The sequence below is a fragment of the Pseudomonas sp. BIGb0558 genome, from assembly GCF_024807515.1.
GTDB lineage: Bacteria > Pseudomonadota > Gammaproteobacteria > Pseudomonadales > Pseudomonadaceae > Aquipseudomonas > Aquipseudomonas yamanorum_A.
The window spans coordinates 12,591-33,491 of record NZ_JANUEW010000051.1 but is presented as its reverse complement, the minus strand read 5'-3'; the positions used below and the strand labels follow the sequence as shown (position 1 = coordinate 33,491).

The 20,901-nt window shown below is 61.4% G+C and carries 17 protein-coding genes; 9 read left to right on the top strand and 8 right to left on the bottom strand.

The features are described from left to right. Positions 1 to 239 precede the first annotated feature (239 nt). Positions 240 to 704, bottom strand: a complete 465-nt coding sequence (locus M2400_RS30850; RefSeq protein WP_259201302.1) for a DUF1289 domain-containing protein — start codon at positions 702 to 704, stop codon at positions 240 to 242. A gap of 394 nt (positions 705 to 1,098) precedes the next feature. Here M2400_RS30850 and acnB point away from each other — a divergent pair, with 394 nt between their 5' ends. Further along, complete coding sequence (acnB, locus tag M2400_RS30845; RefSeq protein ID WP_177048931.1) at positions 1,099 to 3,699, top strand: bifunctional aconitate hydratase 2/2-methylisocitrate dehydratase; 2,601 nt, start codon at positions 1,099 to 1,101, stop codon at positions 3,697 to 3,699. Positions 3,700 to 3,732: 33 nt separating this feature from the next. On the opposite strand, the gene M2400_RS30840 is transcribed toward acnB, so the two are convergent. Continuing rightward, entirely contained in the window at positions 3,733 to 4,155 is a 423-nt protein-coding gene (locus tag M2400_RS30840) for a MerR family transcriptional regulator (RefSeq protein WP_177048928.1), read from the bottom strand. A 69-nt stretch (positions 4,156 to 4,224) separates the two neighbouring features. Here M2400_RS30840 and M2400_RS30835 point away from each other — a divergent pair, with 69 nt between their 5' ends. Further along, positions 4,225 to 5,457: an NADH:flavin oxidoreductase/NADH oxidase family protein gene (locus tag M2400_RS30835; protein ID WP_259201301.1), complete on the top strand. Its 1,233-nt coding sequence runs from the start codon at positions 4,225 to 4,227 to the stop codon at positions 5,455 to 5,457. Between the two features lie 78 nt (positions 5,458 to 5,535). Further along, the gene (poxB, locus tag M2400_RS30830) at positions 5,536 to 7,260 is read left to right on the top strand and encodes a ubiquinone-dependent pyruvate dehydrogenase (protein WP_259201300.1); all 1,725 of its coding nucleotides are present in this window, start codon (positions 5,536 to 5,538) and stop codon (positions 7,258 to 7,260) included. Here poxB and M2400_RS30825 read toward each other — a convergent pair. Continuing rightward, positions 7,257 to 8,111 (bottom strand): LysR family transcriptional regulator, encoded by an 855-nt coding sequence (locus M2400_RS30825; protein ID WP_177048926.1) that lies wholly within the window; start codon positions 8,109 to 8,111, stop codon positions 7,257 to 7,259. The genes poxB and M2400_RS30825 overlap by 4 nt on opposite strands. Positions 8,112 to 8,211: 100 nt before the next feature. On the opposite strand from M2400_RS30825, the gene M2400_RS30820 reads away from it, so the two are divergent. Next, positions 8,212 to 8,841: an FMN-dependent NADH-azoreductase gene (locus tag M2400_RS30820; protein WP_177048925.1), complete on the top strand. Its 630-nt coding sequence runs from the start codon at positions 8,212 to 8,214 to the stop codon at positions 8,839 to 8,841. A 139-nt stretch (positions 8,842 to 8,980) separates the two neighbouring features. Here the strand turns inward: M2400_RS30820 and M2400_RS30815 are convergent, their stop codons facing one another. Then, positions 8,981 to 9,538 carry an NADPH-dependent FMN reductase gene (locus M2400_RS30815; RefSeq protein WP_177048924.1) on the bottom strand — a complete coding sequence of 186 codons (558 nt, stop codon included), beginning with the start codon at positions 9,536 to 9,538 and terminating at the stop codon, positions 8,981 to 8,983. 228 nt (positions 9,539 to 9,766) lie between these two features. On the opposite strand from M2400_RS30815, the gene M2400_RS30810 reads away from it, so the two are divergent. After that, positions 9,767 to 10,003 (top strand): hypothetical protein, encoded by a 237-nt coding sequence (locus M2400_RS30810; protein ID WP_010171188.1) that lies wholly within the window; start codon positions 9,767 to 9,769, stop codon positions 10,001 to 10,003. A gap of 4 nt (positions 10,004 to 10,007) precedes the next feature. On the opposite strand, the gene gspG is transcribed toward M2400_RS30810, so the two are convergent. Then, positions 10,008 to 10,436, bottom strand: coding sequence for a type II secretion system major pseudopilin GspG (gspG, locus tag M2400_RS30805; RefSeq protein WP_259201298.1), 429 nt, complete (start codon positions 10,434 to 10,436; stop codon positions 10,008 to 10,010). Positions 10,437 to 10,612: 176 nt separating this feature from the next. Here gspG and M2400_RS30800 point away from each other — a divergent pair, with 176 nt between their 5' ends. Then, entirely contained in the window at positions 10,613 to 11,530 is a 918-nt protein-coding gene (locus tag M2400_RS30800; RefSeq protein ID WP_259201297.1) for a LysR substrate-binding domain-containing protein, read from the top strand. 108 nt (positions 11,531 to 11,638) lie between these two features. Here M2400_RS30800 and M2400_RS30795 read toward each other — a convergent pair whose 3' ends face one another. Then, positions 11,639 to 12,208 carry a GNAT family N-acetyltransferase gene (locus M2400_RS30795; RefSeq protein WP_177048930.1) on the bottom strand — a complete coding sequence of 190 codons (570 nt, stop codon included), beginning with the start codon at positions 12,206 to 12,208 and terminating at the stop codon, positions 11,639 to 11,641. 20 nt (positions 12,209 to 12,228) lie between these two features. After that, positions 12,229 to 14,484, bottom strand: a complete 2,256-nt coding sequence (locus M2400_RS30790) for an Orn/Lys/Arg decarboxylase N-terminal domain-containing protein (protein ID WP_177048921.1) — start codon at positions 14,482 to 14,484, stop codon at positions 12,229 to 12,231. Positions 14,485 to 14,631: 147 nt separating this feature from the next. Between M2400_RS30790 and M2400_RS30785 the strand changes: the two genes are divergently transcribed. Together M2400_RS30785 and M2400_RS30780 are read left to right on the top strand one after the other, a co-directional pair. Then, a complete protein-coding gene (locus M2400_RS30785) occupies positions 14,632 to 15,780 on the top strand; it encodes a MalY/PatB family protein (RefSeq protein ID WP_259201296.1) in 1,149 nt (382 codons plus the stop codon). A gap of 94 nt (positions 15,781 to 15,874) precedes the next feature. After that, entirely contained in the window at positions 15,875 to 19,222 is a 3,348-nt protein-coding gene (locus M2400_RS30780) for a hypothetical protein (protein ID WP_259201295.1), read from the top strand. A gap of 72 nt (positions 19,223 to 19,294) precedes the next feature. On the opposite strand, the gene M2400_RS30775 is transcribed toward M2400_RS30780, so the two are convergent. Next, complete coding sequence (locus M2400_RS30775) at positions 19,295 to 19,510, bottom strand: molybdopterin-binding protein (protein ID WP_003217010.1); 216 nt, start codon at positions 19,508 to 19,510, stop codon at positions 19,295 to 19,297. A gap of 411 nt (positions 19,511 to 19,921) precedes the next feature. Here M2400_RS30775 and M2400_RS30770 point away from each other — a divergent pair, with 411 nt between their 5' ends. Next, complete coding sequence (locus M2400_RS30770) at positions 19,922 to 20,893, top strand: aliphatic sulfonate ABC transporter substrate-binding protein (protein WP_177048918.1); 972 nt, start codon at positions 19,922 to 19,924, stop codon at positions 20,891 to 20,893. Positions 20,894 to 20,901 lie beyond the last annotated feature (8 nt).

The following is a 20,901-nucleotide window of genomic DNA, read 5'->3' as shown; positions in this document are numbered from 1 at the left end:
CCGAACGCAGGGATTGAGGAGCGGGTAAACCGGCAGGACGCCGGTTTAGCCGCGACGGGGCAGGGACGCCCCGTCGCGGCGGCCCGCGGAGCAATACCGGAGTGAGGGACCACCGAGCCTGGGCGAGGTGCCGACAGGCGGGGCAGAGCGTTTTGGTTACTTTTGCGCTTTTCAAAAGTGACCCGCTGTAAGAGCGGAACCATAAGCGGCCGTTACCTAAACAACGGATATGTACTCAATCACAGAGCATCCCTGAGAAACCCCGGCGCGATATACCGCTGATAATGCGCCTCAGACAAAATAAAAAACTCCCGATCAATCGCATCACGCAACTCAGGCAACCCCCACTCCCGAAACTCCGGCATCGACACCATCCCGTAAGCCTCAAGATTGCTGATCACCCGAGCCCCCCGGGCAATCAACTGATAGGCCCAGCAGTATTCCGACTGATGCGGCACAAACCGAATCTTGCGCTGCTCAAGCTGCCCCCGAAGCATTTTCGGATCAAACACCTCAAGCTTCCCCGCCATCACCTGCACCAACAACTGCTCAAGCCTGAGCCAAACCGCCCGTTTTTCCTCCTCGTTATACCCGTTCCACTGAATCACCTCATGGTGAAACCGCTTGCAACCCCGGCACACGAGATCGCCGTAAACCGTGGAGCACAGGCCTACGCAGGGGGTCTTGATGGTCTGGTTGGACATGGTCGACAACGCACAAATCAGCGAAACAGTTGCACATGTTAGCCCTTTGTCTAAGGTTGATCACCCTGCAAACTTGGCAAGGCAACTTACGTTCAGACATTTTTTACCGTAGAATCATCCGGCCTTGTAAGGCGCCAATAATCCGTTGGAAGCTGTTTTCAAAGCGTCACGAGCACAGTCGTTCCTAAAGAACGGTGTTGGCGATGGTTATTTACCCGGTAAATAGCCAGCGCCAACCCTCATCAGCTCCGTTCTGCAGGCGTAAAACTTTGAAAGCAGCTTCTGTGAGGATTGCCGGCAGCGCTGGCTCTACGGCCCAAAAAGCCCCCGAGCGCATGCGTGCCGTGCATTTCTGGATGAGCGTCCCGTGGGACCACTGATGAGGGTAATAACTGTGCTTGAAGCCTACCGCAAACATATCGAAGAGCGTGCAGCCCTGGGTATCGTTCCCCAGCCGCTTAATGCCGAACAAACCGCAGGCCTGGTCGAGCTGCTGAAAAACCCCCCGGCTGGCGAAGAAGAATTCCTCGTTGACCTGATCACCAACCGCATTCCACCAGGCGTTGACGAAGCTGCCTACGTCAAGGCCGGTTTCCTGTCTGCCCTGGCCAAGGGCGAAGCCACTTCTCCCCTGATCGACAAGAAACGCGCTGTTGAACTGCTCGGCACCATGCAAGGCGGCTACAACATCGTGACACTGGTCGAGCTGCTGGACGACGCCACCCTGGCTCCCGTCGCTGCCACCCAACTCAAGCACACCCTGCTGATGTTCGACGCGTTCCACGACGTCGCCGAAAAAGCCAAGAACGGCAACGAACACGCTAAAGCCGTGATCCAGTCCTGGGCCGACGGCGAGTGGTTCAAGAACCGCCCGACCCTGGCCGACAAGATCAGCCTGCGCGTATTCAAGGTGACTGGCGAAACCAACACCGACGACCTGTCCCCTGCCCCGGACGCCTGGTCCCGTCCTGACATCCCGCTGCACGCCCTGGCCATGCTGAAAATGGCCCGTGAAGGCATCGTGCCGGATGAGCAAGGCAAGACCGGCCCGATGAAGCAGATCGAAGAAATGCGCGGCCAAGGCTTCCCGATCGCCTACGTCGGTGACGTGGTCGGTACCGGTTCGTCGCGGAAATCGGCCACCAACTCGGTGCTGTGGTTCTTCGGCGACGACGTTCCTTACGTGCCGAACAAGCGCGCTGGCGGCTTCTGCTTCGGCAGCAAGATCGCCCCGATCTTCTACAACACCATGGAAGATGCCGGCGCACTGCCAATCGAGTTCGACGTCACCAACATGAACATGGGCGACGTGATCGACCTGTACCCGCATGCTGGCAAAGTCACCAAGCACAACAGCGATGAAGTCCTGACCACCTTCGAAATGAAGACCCCGGTCCTGTTGGACGAAGTCCGTGCCGGCGGTCGTATCCCGCTGATCATCGGCCGAGGCCTGACCGAGAAGGCTCGCGTTGAGCTGGGTCTGCCACCTTCGACCCTGTTCAAACTGCCGGAAGCTCCGGCCGAAAGCGACAAGGGCTACACCCTGGCGCAGAAAATGGTCGGCAAGGCGTGCGGCGTGGCTGGCGTTCGTCCAGGCACCTACTGCGAACCGAAGATGACCACCGTCGGCTCCCAGGACACCACCGGTCCTATGACCCGTGACGAACTGAAAGACCTGGCGTGCCTGGGCTTCTCCACCGATCTGGTAATGCAGTCGTTCTGCCATACCGCGGCTTACCCTAAGCCGATCGACGTGACCACCCACCACACCCTGCCTGACTTCATCATGACCCGTGGCGGTGTATCGCTGCGTCCAGGCGACGGCATCATCCACAGCTGGCTGAACCGCATGCTGCTGCCGGACACCGTCGGTACCGGTGGCGACTCCCACACCCGTTTCCCGATGGGCATTTCGTTCCCGGCCGGTTCCGGCCTGGTAGCGTTCGCCGCAGCCACCGGCGTTATGCCGCTGGACATGCCGGAATCGATCCTGGTGCGCTTCAAAGGCGAAATGCAGCCTGGTATCACCCTGCGTGACCTGGTTCACGCCATTCCTTACTACGCGATCCAGGCTGGCCTGCTGACCGTAGAGAAGAAAGGCAAGAAAAACGCCTTCTCCGGCCGCATCCTGGAAATCGAAGGCCTGGACAACCTGAGCATCGAACAAGCCTTCGAGCTGTCCGACGCCTCGGCTGAACGTTCGGCTGCCGGTTGCACCATCAAGCTGTCGAAAGAATCCATCACCGAATACCTGAACTCCAACATCACCCTGCTGCGCTGGATGATCGGTGAAGGCTACGGCGATGCGCGTACCCTGGAACGTCGCGCCCAAGCGATGGAAGCCTGGGTGGCCAACCCTGAGCTGATGGTTGCCGATGCTGACGCCGAATACGCTGAAATCATCGAGATCGACCTGGCCGACATCAAGGAGCCTGTGCTCTGCGCGCCAAACGATCCGGACGACGCCCGTCTGCTGTCGTCGGTACAAGGCGAGAAGATCGACGAAGTGTTCATCGGTTCGTGCATGACCAACATCGGTCACTTCCGCGCTGCCGGTAAACTGCTGGATCAGGTCAAGGGTCAGCTGCCAACCCGTCTGTGGCTGTCGCCGCCGACCAAGATGGACGCTCACCAACTGACCGAAGAAGGCTACTACGGCATCTACGGCAAGGCTGGCGCGCGCATGGAAATGCCGGGCTGCTCGCTGTGCATGGGTAACCAGGCACGTGTAGAACCGAACTCGACGGTTGTGTCGACTTCGACCCGTAACTTCCCGAACCGCCTGGGTGACGGCGCGAACGTCTACCTGGCTTCGGCCGAGCTGGCATCGGTAGCTTCCATCCTGGGTCGCCTGCCGACCGTCGAGGAGTACATGGAATACGCCGCGAAGATCAACACCATGGCCAGCGACGTATATCGCTACCTGAGTTTTGACCAGATCGCCGAGTTCCGTGAAGCCGCTGCAAACGCCAACATTCCTGTGGTTCAAGCCTAAGGTTTTGTTGCTGTAAACGAACGCCGCGTATCGTCAGATGCGCGGCGTTTTTTTATGCGCCTCGATCGAGGCCCAGACTTTGTCCTGCGCCTGGGTGCACGGCGTGCCTTGCGGGTGCGACTGGATCGTTGCGATCACGGCACGCAGCTCGGCCTTGCTCTCGTCCATACGGGCCTGCAGCTCTTCTATCTGTGCAATTTTGCGTTCCAGCCTTGAGACGATATCGGCGCGCTTGGCCTCACTGGGTGCGTCATCCGGCATCAAGGCCTTCAACTCCTGCAAGCTGAAACCCGCCCGCTGGGCGCCCTGGATCAATTGCAGCGTCTGCAACGTCTGCGTGGGATAACGGCGATAGCCATTGCCTTGCCGCTCCACCTGGATCAACCCCTGGGCTTCATAAAAACGAATCTTCGACGCCGCCAATCCACTGCGTTCCGCCAGTTCACCGATATTCATCGCCCACCCCATTGACCTTAAAGTTACCTTTAAGCTTAGCCTGAGCGCTCCCATTGTGAGGAGTCAAGCATGTCGCCCTTTGAAGCATTGCAATTGCCCAACGGCCAGGTCATCGGTAACCGCATCGCCAAGGCGGCGATGGAAGAGAACATGGCGGATGCCGACCAGGCGCCTTCCGAGGCCCTGATGCGCCTGTATCAAGCCTGGGCCGAAGGCGAGCCCGGCCTGATCCTGACCGGCAACGTGATGATCGACCGCCGCGCCATGACCGGCCCCGGCGGTGTGGTGCTGGAGGACGAACGCCACCTGGCCAGATTTCGCCAGTGGGCCAATATCGGTCGGGCCAAGGGTGCGCAGTTCTGGGTGCAGCTCAACCACCCGGGCCGCCAGACCATGGCCAATCTCGGCCAGCAGACCTTGGCGCCTTCGGCAGTGCCCCTCGACCTTGGCGGCTTTTCGAAGATGTTCGCCCAGCCCAAGGCGATGACCGAGGACGACATCCAGGACGTCATCACGCGCTTCGCCACCAGCGCGCGTCTCGCCGAAAAGGCCGGCTTCAACGGGGCGCAGATCCACGCGGCCCACGGCTACCTGCTCAGCCAGTTTCTCTCACCCTTGAGCAACCAGCGCACAGACCGCTGGGGCGCCAGCGTGGAAAACCGCGCGCGGCTCCTGCTGGAGGTGATCAAGGCCGTGCGCGCTGCCGTCAGCCCGGGTTTCTGCGTGGCGGTGAAACTCAACTCCGCCGACTTCCAGCGCGGTGGGTTTGACGCCGCCGACGCCCGCGCCGTGGTCGAGTTGCTCAACCCGCTGGCCATCGACCTGCTGGAGTTGTCAGGCGGCAGCTACGAAGCCCCGGCCATGCAAGGCGAAGCCCGCGACGGACGCACCCTGGCCCGCGAAGCCTATTTCATCGAGATGGCCAGCGACCTGGCGAAAGTCGCCAGCATGCCGGTGATGGTCACCGGTGGTATCCGGCGCTTGCCCATCGTGCAGCAAGTGCTCGACAGCGGCATCGCCATGGCCGGGATCGCCACCGCCCTCACCCTGGAGCCGCACCTGATCAAGCAATGGCGCGCCGGCCGTGACCTCAACCCGCAACTGCCGCCGATCCGCTGGAAGCGCAAACCCCTGGCCAGCCTGGCGAGCATGGCGGTGGTGCGTTATCAGCTACGCCGCCTGAGCCGTGGCCGCCAGCCGAAACCCGGGGTTTCGCCACTGCTGGCCCTGATCAAGGACCAACTGTTTATCGCCCGCCGTACCCGTCAATATCGCGCCGCGATGACCAATTCTTCACATTGAGCGGGGAGCATTCAGCGCCATGGAACTGTCCTCTACTGATCAGCAGCTTTTTACCCTCACTGACGATTGGAGTTCTTCATGGCGAAAATCACCCTGGCCCAGCAATTGGCGACCACCCTTGAACAGGCGGGCATCAAGCGCATCTGGGGCCTGACCGGCGACAGCCTCAACGGCCTGACCGACTCCCTGCGCACCATGGACAGCATCGAGTGGATGCACGTGCGCCACGAAGAAGTGGCGGCGTTTGCCGCTGGCGCCGAAGCGGCCGCCACCGGCGAACTGACGGTGTGCGCCGGCAGCTGTGGCCCCGGCAACCTGCATTTGATCAACGGGCTGTTCGACTGCCATCGCAACCATGTGCCGGTGCTGGCCATCGCGGCGCAGATCCCCTCCTCCGAGATCGGCCTGAACTACTTCCAGGAAACCCATCCCCAGGAGCTGTTCAAGGAATGCAGCCACTTTATCGAGCTGGTGACCAACCCCGAACAGATGCCCCACGTGCTGCACCGCGCCATGCGCTCGGCGATCCTCAACCGTGGCGTGGCGGTGGTGGTGATTCCCGGGGATGTGTCGCTGCTGGAAGTGGAAGACACCTTCAAGCCATGGCCGGCCCTGTTGGCACCCCGTACGTTGCCGGCGGAACAAGACCTGCAACGCCTCACCGATATCCTTGAACACAGCGCCAAGGTCACCCTGCTGTGCGGCAGCGGCTGTGCCGGCGCCCACGATGAAGTGGTGGCCCTGGCCGACGCCCTTGGCGCGCCCGTGGTGCATGCCCTGCGCGGCAAGGAGCACGTGGAGTGGGACAACCCGTTCGACGTCGGCATGACCGGCCTGATCGGCTTCAGCTCCGGTTACCACGCCATGCTCAACTGCGACACGCTGATCATGCTCGGCACCGACTTCCCGTACCGCCAGTTCTACCCCACCGACGCGAAGATCATCCAGGTCGACCGCAACCCGCAGGCCCTGGGCCGACGTGCCACCCTGGACCTGGGGATTGCCGCAGACGTCAGCGAAACCCTCCAGGCGCTGCTGCCGCGCCTGAACCGCAAGACGGATCGCAGTTTCCTCGAAACCTCCCTCAAGCATTACGAGAAAGCGCGCCAGGGTCTGGATGACCTGGCCGAGCCGTCAAAGGCCGGCCGGCCGATCCACCCGCAATACGTTGCGCGGCTGCTCAGTGAACTGGCCGACGACGACGCGATCTTCACCGCCGACGTTGGATCACCCACCGTGTGGGCGGCGCGCTACCTGAAAATGAATGGCAAGCGCCGGTTGATCGGCTCGTTCAACCACGGTTCGATGGCCAACGCCATGCCCCAGGCCATCGGCGCGCAAGCGGCATTTCCCGGGCGCCAGGTGATTTCGATGTCGGGCGACGGTGGTTTCACCATGCTGATGGGCGACTTCATCAGCCTGGCGCAGTTGAACCTGCCGGTGAAACTCGTGGTGTTCAACAACTCGTCCCTGGGCTTCGTCGCCATGGAGATGAAAGCCGCGGGCTACCTGGACACCGGCACCGAGCTGAAGAACCCGGACTTTGCCGCCATGTCCAACGCCATGGGCATCCTCGGCATTCGCGTCGAGCAGTCCGAAGACCTGGAGCCGGCCCTGCGCCGCGCCCTGGCCCACGACGGCCCGGTGCTGGTGGACGTGGTCACCGCTACCCAGGAACTGGTGATGCCGCCCAGCATCAAGCTGGAACAGGCCAAGGGCTTCAGCCTGTACATGCTCAAGGCGGTGATGAGTGGGCGCGGTGATGAAGTGATCGAGTTGGCGCGGACCAACTGGTTGCGTTAATAGCGCCGGGTAGCACCGTAGCGCACGATCAGCGCCGTGATGGCCTCGACCACTCGCGGGTCGGCATCCGGCGCACTGAACAGGCGAAACTCGGCATCGGGCAAGGGCGGCAAGCCATGCTCGGTGCCGAGCACCGCCAAGCCTTGGGTCACCTGGCTGCGGGCCATCGGTGCAATGGCAAAACCCGCCAGGGCCGCGGCGTGCAAGCCGGCATAGCTGGTACACAGCATGGCCGTACGCTGGGGGATACCGGCCTGCGCAAGACGGGTCAACGCCGCCTCGCGGTAAGGACAGGGTTCCGGAAACAGCGCCAGGGGCAACGGAGTTGGCAATGTACCCAGCGGTTGCGCCGACCAGGCCCACACCAATGGCTCTTGCCATAACGCCAGCCCAGGCTCGCTGGACTCACACAGCGAACCGATCACTACATCCAACTCGCCCTGCTTCATCAGGCTCAGCAATGAGCCCGGAATACTCACCTGGACGCTGACCTGCATGCCCGGGAAGTCGGCCGCCAACACCTGCAACTCCCGCAGCAGCCGGGCATCGGCGAACTCTTCCGACACACCGACACGCAGGTTGCCGCTGAACGCCGAGCGCGTCAGCTCGGCCCAGGCATCGCGGTTGAGCGCCAGAATTCCCCGGGCATAGGCCATCAGGCGCTCGCCATCGGCCGTCAGCTGTTGCGAACGGGTGGTACGCGTAAGCAGCGGCTTGCCCACCTGTTCTTCCAGGCGCCGCAAATGGCCACTGACCGCCGATTGGGTCAGGTGCAGGCGCTCGGCAGCGCGACTGAAGCCGCCCTCGTCCACCACCGCGACAAAGGTCTTGAGTAACAAGGCATCGAACATATGCGTATTCGTGATTAATCAGGCGTTGAAACACGATTTATATTTCAAGTTCCACTATGTTGCAATGCTCGGGTCCTTTCCCCTACCGCCGAGACCCACCATGACCGTCCTTTTGCACGTCGAATGCTCACCCCGCAAACAGCGTTCCGCCTCGCTGGAAATCGCCCGCCAGTTTATTGCCCGTTACCAGCAGAACGCGCCGGATACCGAAGTGTTGACCCTCGACCTGTGGAGCCTGGACCTGCCGGAATTCGACGGCCCGGTGATGGACGCCAAGTACGCCGGCCTGAGCGGCACGCCGCTGACCGAAGAACAGGAGACCGCCTGGGCCGCCCTGAAAAGCCTTGCCGCTCACCTGCACAAGGCTGACGTACTGGTGTTCTCGGTTCCGCTATGGAATTTCGCGGTGCCTTACAAGCTCAAGCATTTTATCGACGTGGTATCGCAGAAAGATGTGCTGTTTGAATTCAGCCCCGAGCACGGCTTGCGTGGGCTGCTGCACAACAAGACGGCGGTGAATGTGTATGCACGAGGTATGGATTTTTCCGAGCCTGCGGCGCAACCGATGGACTTTCAGAAGCCCTATATGGATGCGTGGCTGGGGTTTATCGGGGTAACCGATGTGCACTCACTGTTTGTTGAGAAAACCATCCTGGGCCCCGAAGTCGACCTGGCCTCGCGCCAGCACACCGGCGAACAGGCAATCGCCCTGGCCGACCGCCTGGCCTGATTAACGCCGCCCCCCGTAGCAGCTGTCGAGCCCCAGCGAGGCTGCGTCGGGCGCGCCTGGCTCTCGTGCCAGGCTCGACATCAGCAGCGCGGCCAACGCAGCCTCGCTGGGGCTCGACAGCTGCTACGGGGATTGCGGTTTAGCCGTGCTGTTTTTCCACCCACTTGCCATAGGCATCGATAAACGCCTGCAAGAACGGCTTGGTCTTTTCCGACACCTTGCCCGACTCGTCAAACAAGCTGCCCGCGCCACCCAGGTAGGCTTCCGGCTGCTGCATGCACGGCACATCAAGGAACACCAGCGACTGGCGCAGATGGTGATTGGCGCCAAAACCGCCGATGGCACCGGGAGACACGCTGATCACCGCGCCCGGCTTGCCGCTGAAGACACTTTGGCCGTAAGGGCGTGAACCAACGTCAATCGCATTCTTCAATACACCTGGCACGGAGCGGTTGTATTCGGGGGTCACAAACAGCACCGCGTCGGATGAACGCACGTGCTGGCGGAAAGTACTGTAGGCTGCCGGCGGTGCAGCACCGTCGATGTCCTCGTTGTAGAGCGGCAAATCGCCAATTTCGACAATGTTCAACTTGAGATTGGCGGGCGCCAACTCGGCCAATGCCAGGGCGACCTTGCGGTTGATCGACTCTTTTCTCAAGCTGCCGACCAGTACGGCAATCGTGTAGACCTTGCTCATTGGGGTTTCCCGGTTTCTGACTTAAGGAGCTTGTAGTTATAGAGCCTGCGCGGCGCTATCACCAGCGTGTTTTTGCAATCTCCAGGGACGTTTACACCGCAGACGGACTTGTAAGTAATGTCTGAAAAAGTCAACGAATAGTATTTTTTTTCCATAGGTAAACTACCCCGCTCTCCTACGGTCTACAGAACCGCAAATCGAGTGTTTATCTCCAGAGGTTCTAAACAGATGGCAGCAGTACTTGTCGGACAGTTCCATGCCAGAGACGCAGAAGGTCGCGTTTATTCGGTGCATGAGTTCCAGGAATCCAACCCGCCCCAAGGCGACCTGACTGGCTCGGCGCCCACCATTACCTACAAGCTGGCCATTGGCGATCGTGTAGAGAAACTGGACGGCGATGAATTCAGATTGATTCAGTCGGGCACCATCATCACCCGCGAATCGGCAACGACCCACGCTTCATAAGACCTTATTCCCCATAGGCGATATCCACATTATCGCCGACGCCTCCCAGTGTTCGGTCCTTGCCGAACGAGAACAGATCAAAAGGAATTTTGGCCTGGCTGGGAGGATAGTGGTACTGATAGGCCACGCCCCAGGGGTCAGTCAGCAGGTCTTCGTCCTTGAGATAGGGCCCCCGCCACTTCACTTCCCCCGCAGGCTTAGCAGTCAATGCCGCCAAGCCCTCGTCATCCGTTGGATACCGCCCCACATCCTGATGAAACTGCTCCACCGCCTTGCCCAGCTCGTTCAACTGGACCTTGGCCGTGGCGATTTCTGCCTCGGTCACGTCGCCAAAGAGCCGCGGCCCCACCGCAATTGCCAGCACACCCACCACCAGTACCACCACCAGCAGGTCCCACAACGAAAACCCGCGCGTCTGTGTTTTACCGAACATCGATGAGGCTCCCCCTTGGATCCCTTGGTTGATACGCCCTTTGTATGACCTGTTGGTTGCAGGTGCCAGGAGGCTTGATCGTGCAAGTCTAGTTGGACCGTTCCCGCGCCGGGTCTTTTTTCCACGCCCGGGATTCAGCCATTGAATCCCTATCGCACTAAACATAGACTCCGGCCATGCGTTTACGTCATATCGAAGTGATTCAGGCCATTTTGCAGACCGGACACCTCGGCACGGCCGCCGAATGGTTGCAACTGCCTGTGGCCGACGTAGACGCGACCCTCAAGGACGCCGAGCTGCAACTGGGTTTCATGCTGTTCGCCAGTGTGCGCGGGCGCTTGCAGGCCACCCGGGAAACCCTCGAGCTGCAGGGCGAAATCGCTCACCTCTATACGGCCCTTGAGCCGGTGCAGCGCCTGGCCAGCAGCCTGAAACACCACCATGCCCCACCCTTGCGCGCCTTGTGCACCCCGCCGTTGGCCAACCAGTTGTTGCCGCAGGCGATCGCTGTGCTGCGCCGACGTTTTCAAGACACGCCGTGCAACCTCTCCAGCCACTCCACCCGGGAGATCGTCAAGAGCCTACTGCTGCACGAAGCCGACCTGGGGCTGAGCCTGCACGACCCGGAACACCCGCAAATCCACAGCACCCCGCTGGCCCACGGCAAGCTGCAATTGCTTGCGCCCCATGGCTGGCTGAAACCTCGGCAGAAGTACATTGCGCTGCAGGAGCTGGCCGGGCAGTCGATGATCGGGCTCGAAGGCCAGGACCCGCTGAGCCGCCTGCTGGACAGCAAGCTGCAAGCCCTGCGCCCGCTGCCGGTGGTGCAGACGCGGGTGCAGACCTACCAGATGATGCGCAGCATGGTTGAAGCCGGAGAAGGCCTGGCGATTGTCGACCCATTCACCGCCACGGGTGCACGGGAAGCCGGGCTGGATGCCTGCCCGTTGTCACCGCCGATGGTGGTGACTTTGTATGGGTTGACGCTGAAAGGCAGCGAGGCATCGCCCGCCTTGAATGCGCTGCTGGAGATTGTCACCGAGAAGGCCGAAAGCCTGCTGACCAACACACTCTCTCCTGACCAACAGAGATAAAAATGTGGGAGCTGGCTTGCCTGCGATGCGGACACCGCGGTGTATCAATAACACTGAGGTGATGCTATCGCAGGCAAGCCAGCTCCCACAGTTAATCAGCGCCCGGCTTCAGACCACTTCCAGTTCTGACTTGAATAACCGATACCAGAAAATCGCCACTTCGCGCGTCTGCGGATCAATCCCGCGATAGCGCAGGTGGTCGATCCCGCCCATCACGTACCCGCAACGCTCATACAACCGGCAAGCACCGAGGTTGTTATTCTGGGTTTCGAGCATCATCCCCGGCAGGTTCTTCTTGCGACTCCAGAACTGCGCCACGTCCAGCAACGCCTTGGCCACCCCGTGGCGCCGCGCCGGCAGTACCACCGCCAGTTCATCCACATGGGCAAAGCCGTTCCAGTTGGTGCTGACCACGATATGCCCCACGGGCCGGTCATCCAGGTACGCCATGAACACCGCGCTGTCTGGCACGTCGCGAAAGCTGGCGAATTCCTCGGGGTCGATGCCGTAGCATTTGCGGTAAGGCACGATCCGCTCCACCGCCCACTGATCGACGCGCTTGCCCATTTCCGGCACACCGTAGGCGTCGACCTCAAAACTGAAGTCGTTACCCCACACGTAGGCGTCAAATCCCTCGTCTGCCACCCGGACACTGAGGCCCGGGTACTTCGGGTTCATCACAGCTTGCATAAACATTCTTAACCCTTGATGCAGTCGACGGTGTAACAACGACCCTTGCCGTCATCTTCATGTTGCAGTCCATGCACATCCGCGACAAAGCCGGGGAAACTGCTATCGAACGTCCTGGCAAACGCCAGGTAATCAATGATCGAGCGAGTCGACTCGGTAAACCGCTCCCCCGGCATGATCAACGGAATGCCCGGCGGATAAGGCACCAGCATGACCGCTGCGATACGTCCCGGCAAAGCGTCGATGGACACCGCCTCGACTTCGCCCTTGACCAACAGGTCGTAGGCATCCGCCGGTTTCATGGCGATTTCCGGTAAAACCGTGTACATCCGCTTGAGGTGCTTGGCCGTGGCATTGCTGCGATAGCAGCCGTGCAACTGATCGCACAGATCCTTCAACCCCAGGCCCTGATACCGCGCCGGCCCCTGCGCAAACACCGATGGCAAACAGCTGGCGAGGCTTACGTTGGCGTCATAACTGCGCTTGAATTCCAGTAATTCGGTGAGCAGGGTACTCCACTTGCCCTTGGTGATGCCCATGGAAAACAACACGAGGAACGAATACAGCCCGGTCTTTTCCACCACCAGCCCACGTTCCCAGAGGAATTTACTGACAACCGCAGCGGGGATTCCGCACTCGCTCAAGGCCCCGCCAGCGTTCAGGCCTGGCATTACCAGGGTGACTTTTATCGGGTCCAGCAGCACATAGTCTTCGGCAATATCGCCAAAGCCATGCCAGTCCGCCTCGGGTTGCAGCAGCCAGTCCGCCGTCACCACCCGGTCGATGCCCGCCACCAGCGGCGGCTGCCAGATGGAAAACCACCAGTCTTCGGCGGCAATGTGCTGGCGCAGGTTGGCCAGGGCGCGACGAAAGCTCAGGGCTTCGTCAAACATCTCTTGCAGCAACGAACGCCCCGCCGGGCCTTCCATCATGGCCGATGCCACGTCCAGGGAGGCGATGATGCTGTACTGCGGCGAGGTGGAAATATGCATCATGAAGGCTTCGTTGAAGCGGTCACGGTCCAGCTTGCGCACGCCGCCGTCCTGCACGTGGATCATCGAGGCCTGGCTGAACGCCGCCAGCAACTTGTGCGTGGAGTGCGTGGTGAACACCAGGGGGCTGTCGGGCGTGCGCGAGGTGCCCATGCCGTAGCGCCCGGCAAAGAACTCATGAAACGCCGCGTAGGCGTACCAGGCTTCGTCGAAGTGCAGCACCTCGACGCTGTTGCCCAGTTGCTGCTTGATCAGCTCGGCGTTGTAGCACAGGCCGTCGTAGGTAGAATTGGTCACCACCGCCAGCTTGACCCTGGCCGGCCGGCCACGGGTCAGCGGGCTGGCGTCGATCTTGGCGCGGATCGACTCGGGGCTGAACTCGCTCAAGGGAATCGGCCCGATAATCCCCAGTTCATTGCGCTCCGGGCACAGGTACAGCGGGATCGCGCCGGTCATGATGATCGAGTGCAACACCGACTTGTGGCAGTTGCGGTCCACCAGCACCAGGTCGTCGCGGCCTACCATCGAATGCCAGACGATCTTGTTGGCGGTGGAGGTGCCATTGATCACAAAGTAGGTGTGATCGGCGCCGAAGTTGCGCGCCGCCCGGGCTTCGGCCTCGGCCAGCGGCCCGGTGTGGTCCAGCAGCGAACCCAACTCCGGCACCGACACCGACAAGTCCGAGCGCAGGGTGTTTTCCCCGAAGAACTGATGAAACGCCTGCCCCACCGGGCTCTTGCGATAGGCCACGCCACCGCCGTGGCCGGGTGTGTGCCAGGAGTAATTGGAGTCTGCCGTGTGCTGCACCAGCGCCTTGAAGAATGGCGGCAACAGGCCATCCAGATAAGCCCGCGCCGCCCGGGCCACTTGCCGGGCGAGAAACGGCACGGTGTCTTCAAACAGGTAGAGAATCCCCCGCAACTGGTTGAGTTCGCTCATGGCGTCGGCCGGGGCGTTTTCCAGGGTGACTTGCTCACCGAGGGCAAAGATCGGCAGGTTCGGTGCCCGTACCCGCGCCAGGCGGATCAGCTCCACCATGTTTTGCATCAGGTGGGTATTTTCCCCGGCCCCCTCGGCGGCAATCAGCATGCAGGCCAGGCCGTGATGGGTCGATGCCACCAGGCGGCCCTCGGCGTAGTCCACCGCCGAAAAGATACTGAAGCCCTCCTGTTCCAGCTCCCGGGCGATGCCTCGGACGCGGTCGCCGGCAACGGTGTCGGCCTTGATGTCGCGGTGTACGATCAGAACCGGGAACTTCAGGTCTTTGTACATGAGCACTGGGCGTCCTGAGGGCTATGCCTTCAGGGTAGAAGCTTGGGGCCGATGTGGCGAATGAAGATACGCAAATGCTGGCCTATAAAATTAATGGCGCTAGAATCAGCGCCATTTCCACGCCCGCCTCCCTGACACGAGCCACCCATGAGCTTTGATTTCGACACGATCCACTCCCGCCTCGGCACCGGCAGCACCAAGTGGAGTCGTTACCCGCAAGACGTTCTGCCGATGTGGATTGCCGACATGGACATCGCCGCGCCACCGGCCGTGCTGCAGGCTCTGCAACAGCGCCTCGGCCAGCAGATCCTCGGCTACAGCGTGGCCTGCGATGGCGTGCGCGAAGCGATCGTCGCCGACCTGTGGGCCAAGTACGCCTGGCGCGTGCAGCCGGATGAGCTGCTGTTCTTGCCGGGTGTCGAGCCGGGTTTCAACATGGCCTTGCATGCGTTTGTGCAGCCTGGGCAACCGGTGGTGTTGCAAACCCCCAACTATCGCCCGATCCGCCTGGCCCCCGGCCACTGGAACCTGCCGAAGATCGAAGTGCCGTTTGAACTGAGCGCCGAGGGCGAGTACCTCACGCCGTTGCCCGCAATGCGTGAGGCACTCAAAGGCGCCGGCGCGCTGCTGTTGAGCAACCCCCACAACCCGATGGGCAAGGTCTTCCCTCGTGAAGAACTGCTGGCCGTGGCCACCGCCTGCCTGGACCGGGGCGCACTGATCGTCTCGGATGAGATCCACGCCGAGCTGTGCTTTGACGGCCGCCGGCATATCCCCACCGCCAGCCTCAGCCCCGAGATCGCCCAGCGCACCATCACCCTGATGTCGGCGAGCAAGGCCTATAACGTCGCCGGGCTGAAGACCTGCTTTGCGGTGATCCAGAACCCGCAGATCCGCGAGCGCTTCAACCACGCCCGTTGCGGCATGGTCGACAGCGTCAGCCCCCTGGGCCTGGAAGCCACCCGCGCGGCCTACAGCGACTGCGGCGACTGGCTGCAAGCGCTGGTGGCCTACCTGCAAGCCAACCGCGATTACCTGTTGAACGCCGTGCAAACCCGCCTGCCCGGCGTAGTGATGCATGCGCCCCAAGGCACCTACCTGGCCTGGCTGGATTGCAGCGCCCTGGGCCTGGACGACCCGCAACAGTTCTTCCTGGAACAGGCCAAGGTCGGCCTGAGCGCCGGGATTGAATTCGGCGATGACAGCCAGCAGTTCGTGCGACTGAACTTCGGCTGCCCACGGGCCATGCTGGAAGAAGGCATTGCCCGCCTGGAACGCAGCCTGCGTCACCGTTAAGGCGCAATTCACAACTTTTCGCAACGACCGCCGAACCCCTGCTGTTACTGTTTTTGCCGATTCGTCCCACCGGTAACAGCAGGAGTTCCATGGCATGACGACCCAGCCGCTCAACCGCTCGACCGACCCTAAAGCCCTTCCCGTTGCTCCGCCCAAGTCCGGCGCGGCGTTCCATGTGCTGCTCAAGAACAGCGCCAATAACAAGAAGGTCGAGGCCGGCGACAAGACCGCGCAGGGGCTCGCTGCCAGCCAGGAACAAGGCTATGAACTGGCCGCCAAGGACGCCGCGCCGCCCACCACCTTGGGCGACTACAAGGCCATCGGCCCGGCGGACGAAGTGGGCCCCGGCCTGATTCGTTATGAAACCCAGGACGGCAAGAAAGTCATCGTCAGCGAAAAAGACAGCCCCGAGCTGTTCAAGCAAGTCAGCGCCGACTTCAAGGCACTCTCCGGCGTCAACGCCAGCGAAGCCGCCGGCTACCAGCGCCTGGGCGGCGACGCCACGGCCCCGGAAAAACTCGGCGACTACAAGTCCCTCGGCCCTCCCGACGAAACCGGCCCGGGTGTGATTCGCTACGAAACCCAGGACGGCAACAAATTCGTCATCAGCCAGCGCGACAACCCCGAGGCGTTCCAGAAGGCCAAGGAAGCCTATGAAAGCTTCACCGGCCTTGCCACCAGCGAAGACGCCGGCTACAAGCGCGCCGGCGACAACGAAGTGTGGCCGCCCTACGCCGGCACCACCGTGGGCCCCAAGGATGAAGTCGGCCCAGGCCTGATCCGCTTTGAACGCAACGGCCAGAAAATGGTCGTGGCCCGGGACGACAACCCCAAGCTGTTCGACTACCTGGCAGGCCTGCACGAGGTCTACACCAACCCCGACAAAAAGGCCGCCGTGGAATCCGCCCTCAACGACGGCTCCACCCTGGCAGACGCCAACACCCAGCCACCGGAACTGAATGACTACAAAGGCTTCGGCTGGATCGAAGGCCAGCAAGGCAACGTGCTGACCTATGAAACCCACGACGGCACCAAGGTCGTGGTGTCGGCCGATGTCAGCCCGGAACTGTTCAAGAGCGTGGCCACCGCCCAGGATACCTGGAGCAAGATCCACTCCAGTGAAGACGCCGGCTACAAGCTGGCCGGGCCGAATGATTTCCTGAAAAACACCGACATCACCTTCGGCTCCCCCGACGAGCTGGGAGACGGCCTGATCCGCTATGAAACCAGCGAAGGCAAGATCATCGTCTCCAAGGAACTCAGCCCGCAGCTCTACGATGAAGTGGTCGCCAAGTGGGAGGCCTGGAGCGCCGGCACGGTGGATGAGACCCGCGCCAAGTACAACCTGCCGAGCAACGACGAACTGGACGTGCTCAACCTCGACACCGGCGTGCACGCCGACAAGGACGACGACAAATCGCCGACCCAGAGCGTCAGCGAGCTGGCCACCACCGAGCTGATCGACACCTACCGCGCCGGCGTCAAGGACGGCTCGATTCCCAAGGACGACCCGCGAGCCAAGCTTGTGCGTGCCCTGGAAGCCCAGGCCGCCTACCAGAACGGCCACGGCATCACCGGCTATGAAGAATCCAAGCGCCCGTTCAACACCACCTGGCGCGAGTTCGATGACAAGCAGACCGAACTCACCTCCGCCGACATGCACGACATCATCGACGGCAAGGCGGTGCAGGAACAGATCGGCGAACTGTTCAAAGACCCGACGGTGCAGGCCGACTACAAGACCAAGATGGACGACGCCATCAGCCACCTGCCCAACAAGGACGAGATCAAGCAGAAGCTCCTCGACCTCACCAGCAACCCCGACTACGTGCTCTACCTCAAGGACCTGCAAAAGCAGGGCAAGAGCCACGAAGCCCAGCAGGACCTGAGCAACACCCTTACCTCGCTGTCGCTGTTCGACCCGGAAGCCGCCACCAAGGCCGCGCAGAATATCCAGGCCGACGGGCTGACCACCGACCTCAACGAGATCCTGTCGGACCCGAGCAAGATCTCCGACGAAAACAAGGAACTGGCCACCAAGGACCTGTTCGGCCTGCTCAAGGGCGTGCTCAAGGGCAACCTGCTGGACCTGCCACGACGCAGCCAGGAAGTGCTGGAGAAATTCCTCAACGAAGGTTTGGAGGGCAAGGAGAAATCCTCGGCCGTGACCAAGGCCCTGGAAGAACTCGGCGACGTCTACAAGAACAGCGGCACCATCAGCGAAGCCGATGTGAAAACCGCCCTGAGCAAACCGTATATCCCGGTGGCGGATCGCGGCATGCTCGGCGAGGTGTTCAACACCCTCAACAGCAAAGGCATCCTCGGCTCGATGGGCGCCGGCGTCAGCCTGTTCTCGGGGATCTACCAACTGGTGGGCAAAGGCGGCAAGCTCGGCGAAACCCCGGCCCAGCGCATGACCATCGCCAAGGACTTCCTGAGTTTTGCCGGCGGCGCGAGCCACTTCGTCAAGCTCGGCGACAAGATCGGCGAAGCCCTGGGCAAGGGCGGCCTGGTGGATTTCCTCGGCCTGGACAAGACCCTGCCGGAAATCTGGGGCAAGGAAGGCGCGGCGGGCAAGGTCATCGACTTCAGCAAGCCTACCGAGATCGACTCAAAGGTCAGCAAGGAAATTGCCGCAGCCCTGGATGCGGTGCCCGACAGCCAGTACGACGGTGTTGCCAAGTTATTTGGCGAAGGCGACAAGGCGGTGACCGAAGCCACCGAAGGTCTCGCCACCCACCTGGATGACGGCCTCAAGGCAGCCGGCGCGGCCAAGCTGGGCGCCTCCCAATCGGCAAAAATCGCAGGTTCCGTAATCAAGGTGCTGGGCCCGGCTACCGATATCGCCGGTGGTTTTGCCGACATCGTGCTCGGCGCGCTGGCGATCAAAAGCGGCGTGGACAGCAAAGACCCGTTGGCTCAGGCCGCCGGTGGCTTGCAGGTGGCGGGCGGTGCGTTCGGCGCATCGGCCGGGGTATTGGGCGCGGCGGCGCTGTTTGGCGCAGGCACGGCGGCGGCGCTGACCGGGCCGCTGTTCCTGGTGGGCGTGGTGTTGGCAGTGGTGGGCGGGATCATCGGCTACTTCGTCGACCACAACAAAAAACAGAAGGCTACCGAGAAGGAAAACGACTGGTACCGCGACCTGGCCGGCGACGGTTTGCTGCAGGACAACTGGGCCGACAAGGTCGAATACGCCCACTACGAAATCCACCATTACCACGGCCGCGACACGCCGACCGATGACAGCCTGTTCCGCTTCCAGCAATCGGAGTGGGAGCACTTTGACGCCACGCCACAAAGCGGCGGCTCGTCGAGCAACCGGCTGGATGGGGATTTGCACAAGGACTACAAGGACCCGAGTGAAACGCCCAAGGAACTGCCGGATGCTTCGGGTGAGAAGCCTGGGTCCCGGCCATCGGGAGGCGGACCTCGACTCAACTAAATCTACACAAATCAGTGTGGGAGCTGGCAAGCCAGCTCCCACATTTGGATTGGGTTCACAACTGGGTTGCAGTTACAGCTTGGCGATCGACACTTCGGTCGATTTCACAAAGGCAATCACTTCACTGCCCACTTTCAATTCCAGGTCACGCACCGAGCGCGTGGTAATCACCGACGTCACGATCCCCGACGCGGTTTGCACGTCGATCTCGGACACCACTTCGCCGATCAGGATTTCCTTGATCACGCCCTTGAACTGGTTGCGCACGTTGATCGCTTTAATGGTCATGTCGGCTTTCCTTTGGTCTGTTGGGTCAATCCGCACGAATGCGCAGGCACTCAAAGTGCCCTATTCGTGAAACCAACAAAAGGAATATATAACTCTTTATTTATTCCATAAAAACATATGCAAGCTGTTGCGCAGCCAACAGTGATTCAACAAAGTGCCCGCCTCCCCACTTCCACCCTCCCCCCACGTAGCAGCTGTCGAGCCTGAGCGAGGCTGCGTCAGCGGTATGTCTGATACACCGCTGACGCAGCCTCGCTCAGGCTCGACAGCTGCTACCTGGGGTATTGCCCGGCACCGCAAAGACGCTGGCACAGAGACTGCATATTCCTATAACGCATGATGGAACATGCCATATGAATTTTCTGAATATAAGAAACGCCTTCTCTTTCCCGCCTTGTCCGGAGCTGTTCCATGAAACCCTTCGCCAAAACCCTGTTGGGCGCCTGCGCCCTCGCCCTCAGCCTGCAACCGGTGGCCCATGCAGCGGAAACCGACCCTGCGCAAGTCAACCTCGACTACGCCTATTACTCCCCGGTGAGCCTGGTGCTCAAGCACTTCGGCTGGCTCGAAGAAGCATTGCCAAAAACCAAGGTCGGCTGGGTGCTGAGCCAGGGCAGCAACCGCTCCCTGGAATACCTCAACAGCGGCGGCGTCGACTTCGCCTCGTCCGCCAGCCTGTCGGCCGTGTTGAGCCGGGCCAACGGCAGCCCGATCAAGTCGGTGTATGTGTACAGCCGCGCCGAGTGGACCGCGCTGGTGGTGCGCAAGGACTCCACCTTCAAGAGCGTCAACGACCTCAAGGGCAAGAAAATCGCCGCCACCAAAGGCACCGACCCGTACCTGTTCACCCTGCGCAGCCTGCAGAAAGCCGGCCTGAGCAAGGACGACGTGGAACTGGTGCACCTGCAACACCCGGACGGCCGTACAGCCCTGGAGAAAGGTGATGTCGACGCATGGGCCGGTCTCGACCCGCACATGGCCGCCAGCGAAATCCAGGCCGGTTCGCGCCTGCTGTATCGCAACAAGGACTTCAACAGCTACGGCGTGGTCAGCGTGACCGACAAGTACGCCAAGGAGCATCCGCAGACCATCGCCAAGGTGCTCGGTGCCTATGAAAAGGCCCGAGATTGGGCGGTGAAACACCCGGATGAATTCGCCAAGCTGCTGGCGGACGAATCCGGCCTGCCCCTGGACGTGGCCAAGCTGCAACTGTCGCGTACCGACTTGAGCAGCCCGTTGCTTACCGCCCAGGACGTGGTGTCGTCCAAGGCTGCCGCGCCGATCCTGGTGTCGGAAGAACTAGTGCGCCGTGGGGTGAATGTGGATCAGGTGATCGACCAGTTGATCGACCCAAGCTTCGGCCAGGCTTTGCCTCGTCCATAAGGGGAGCG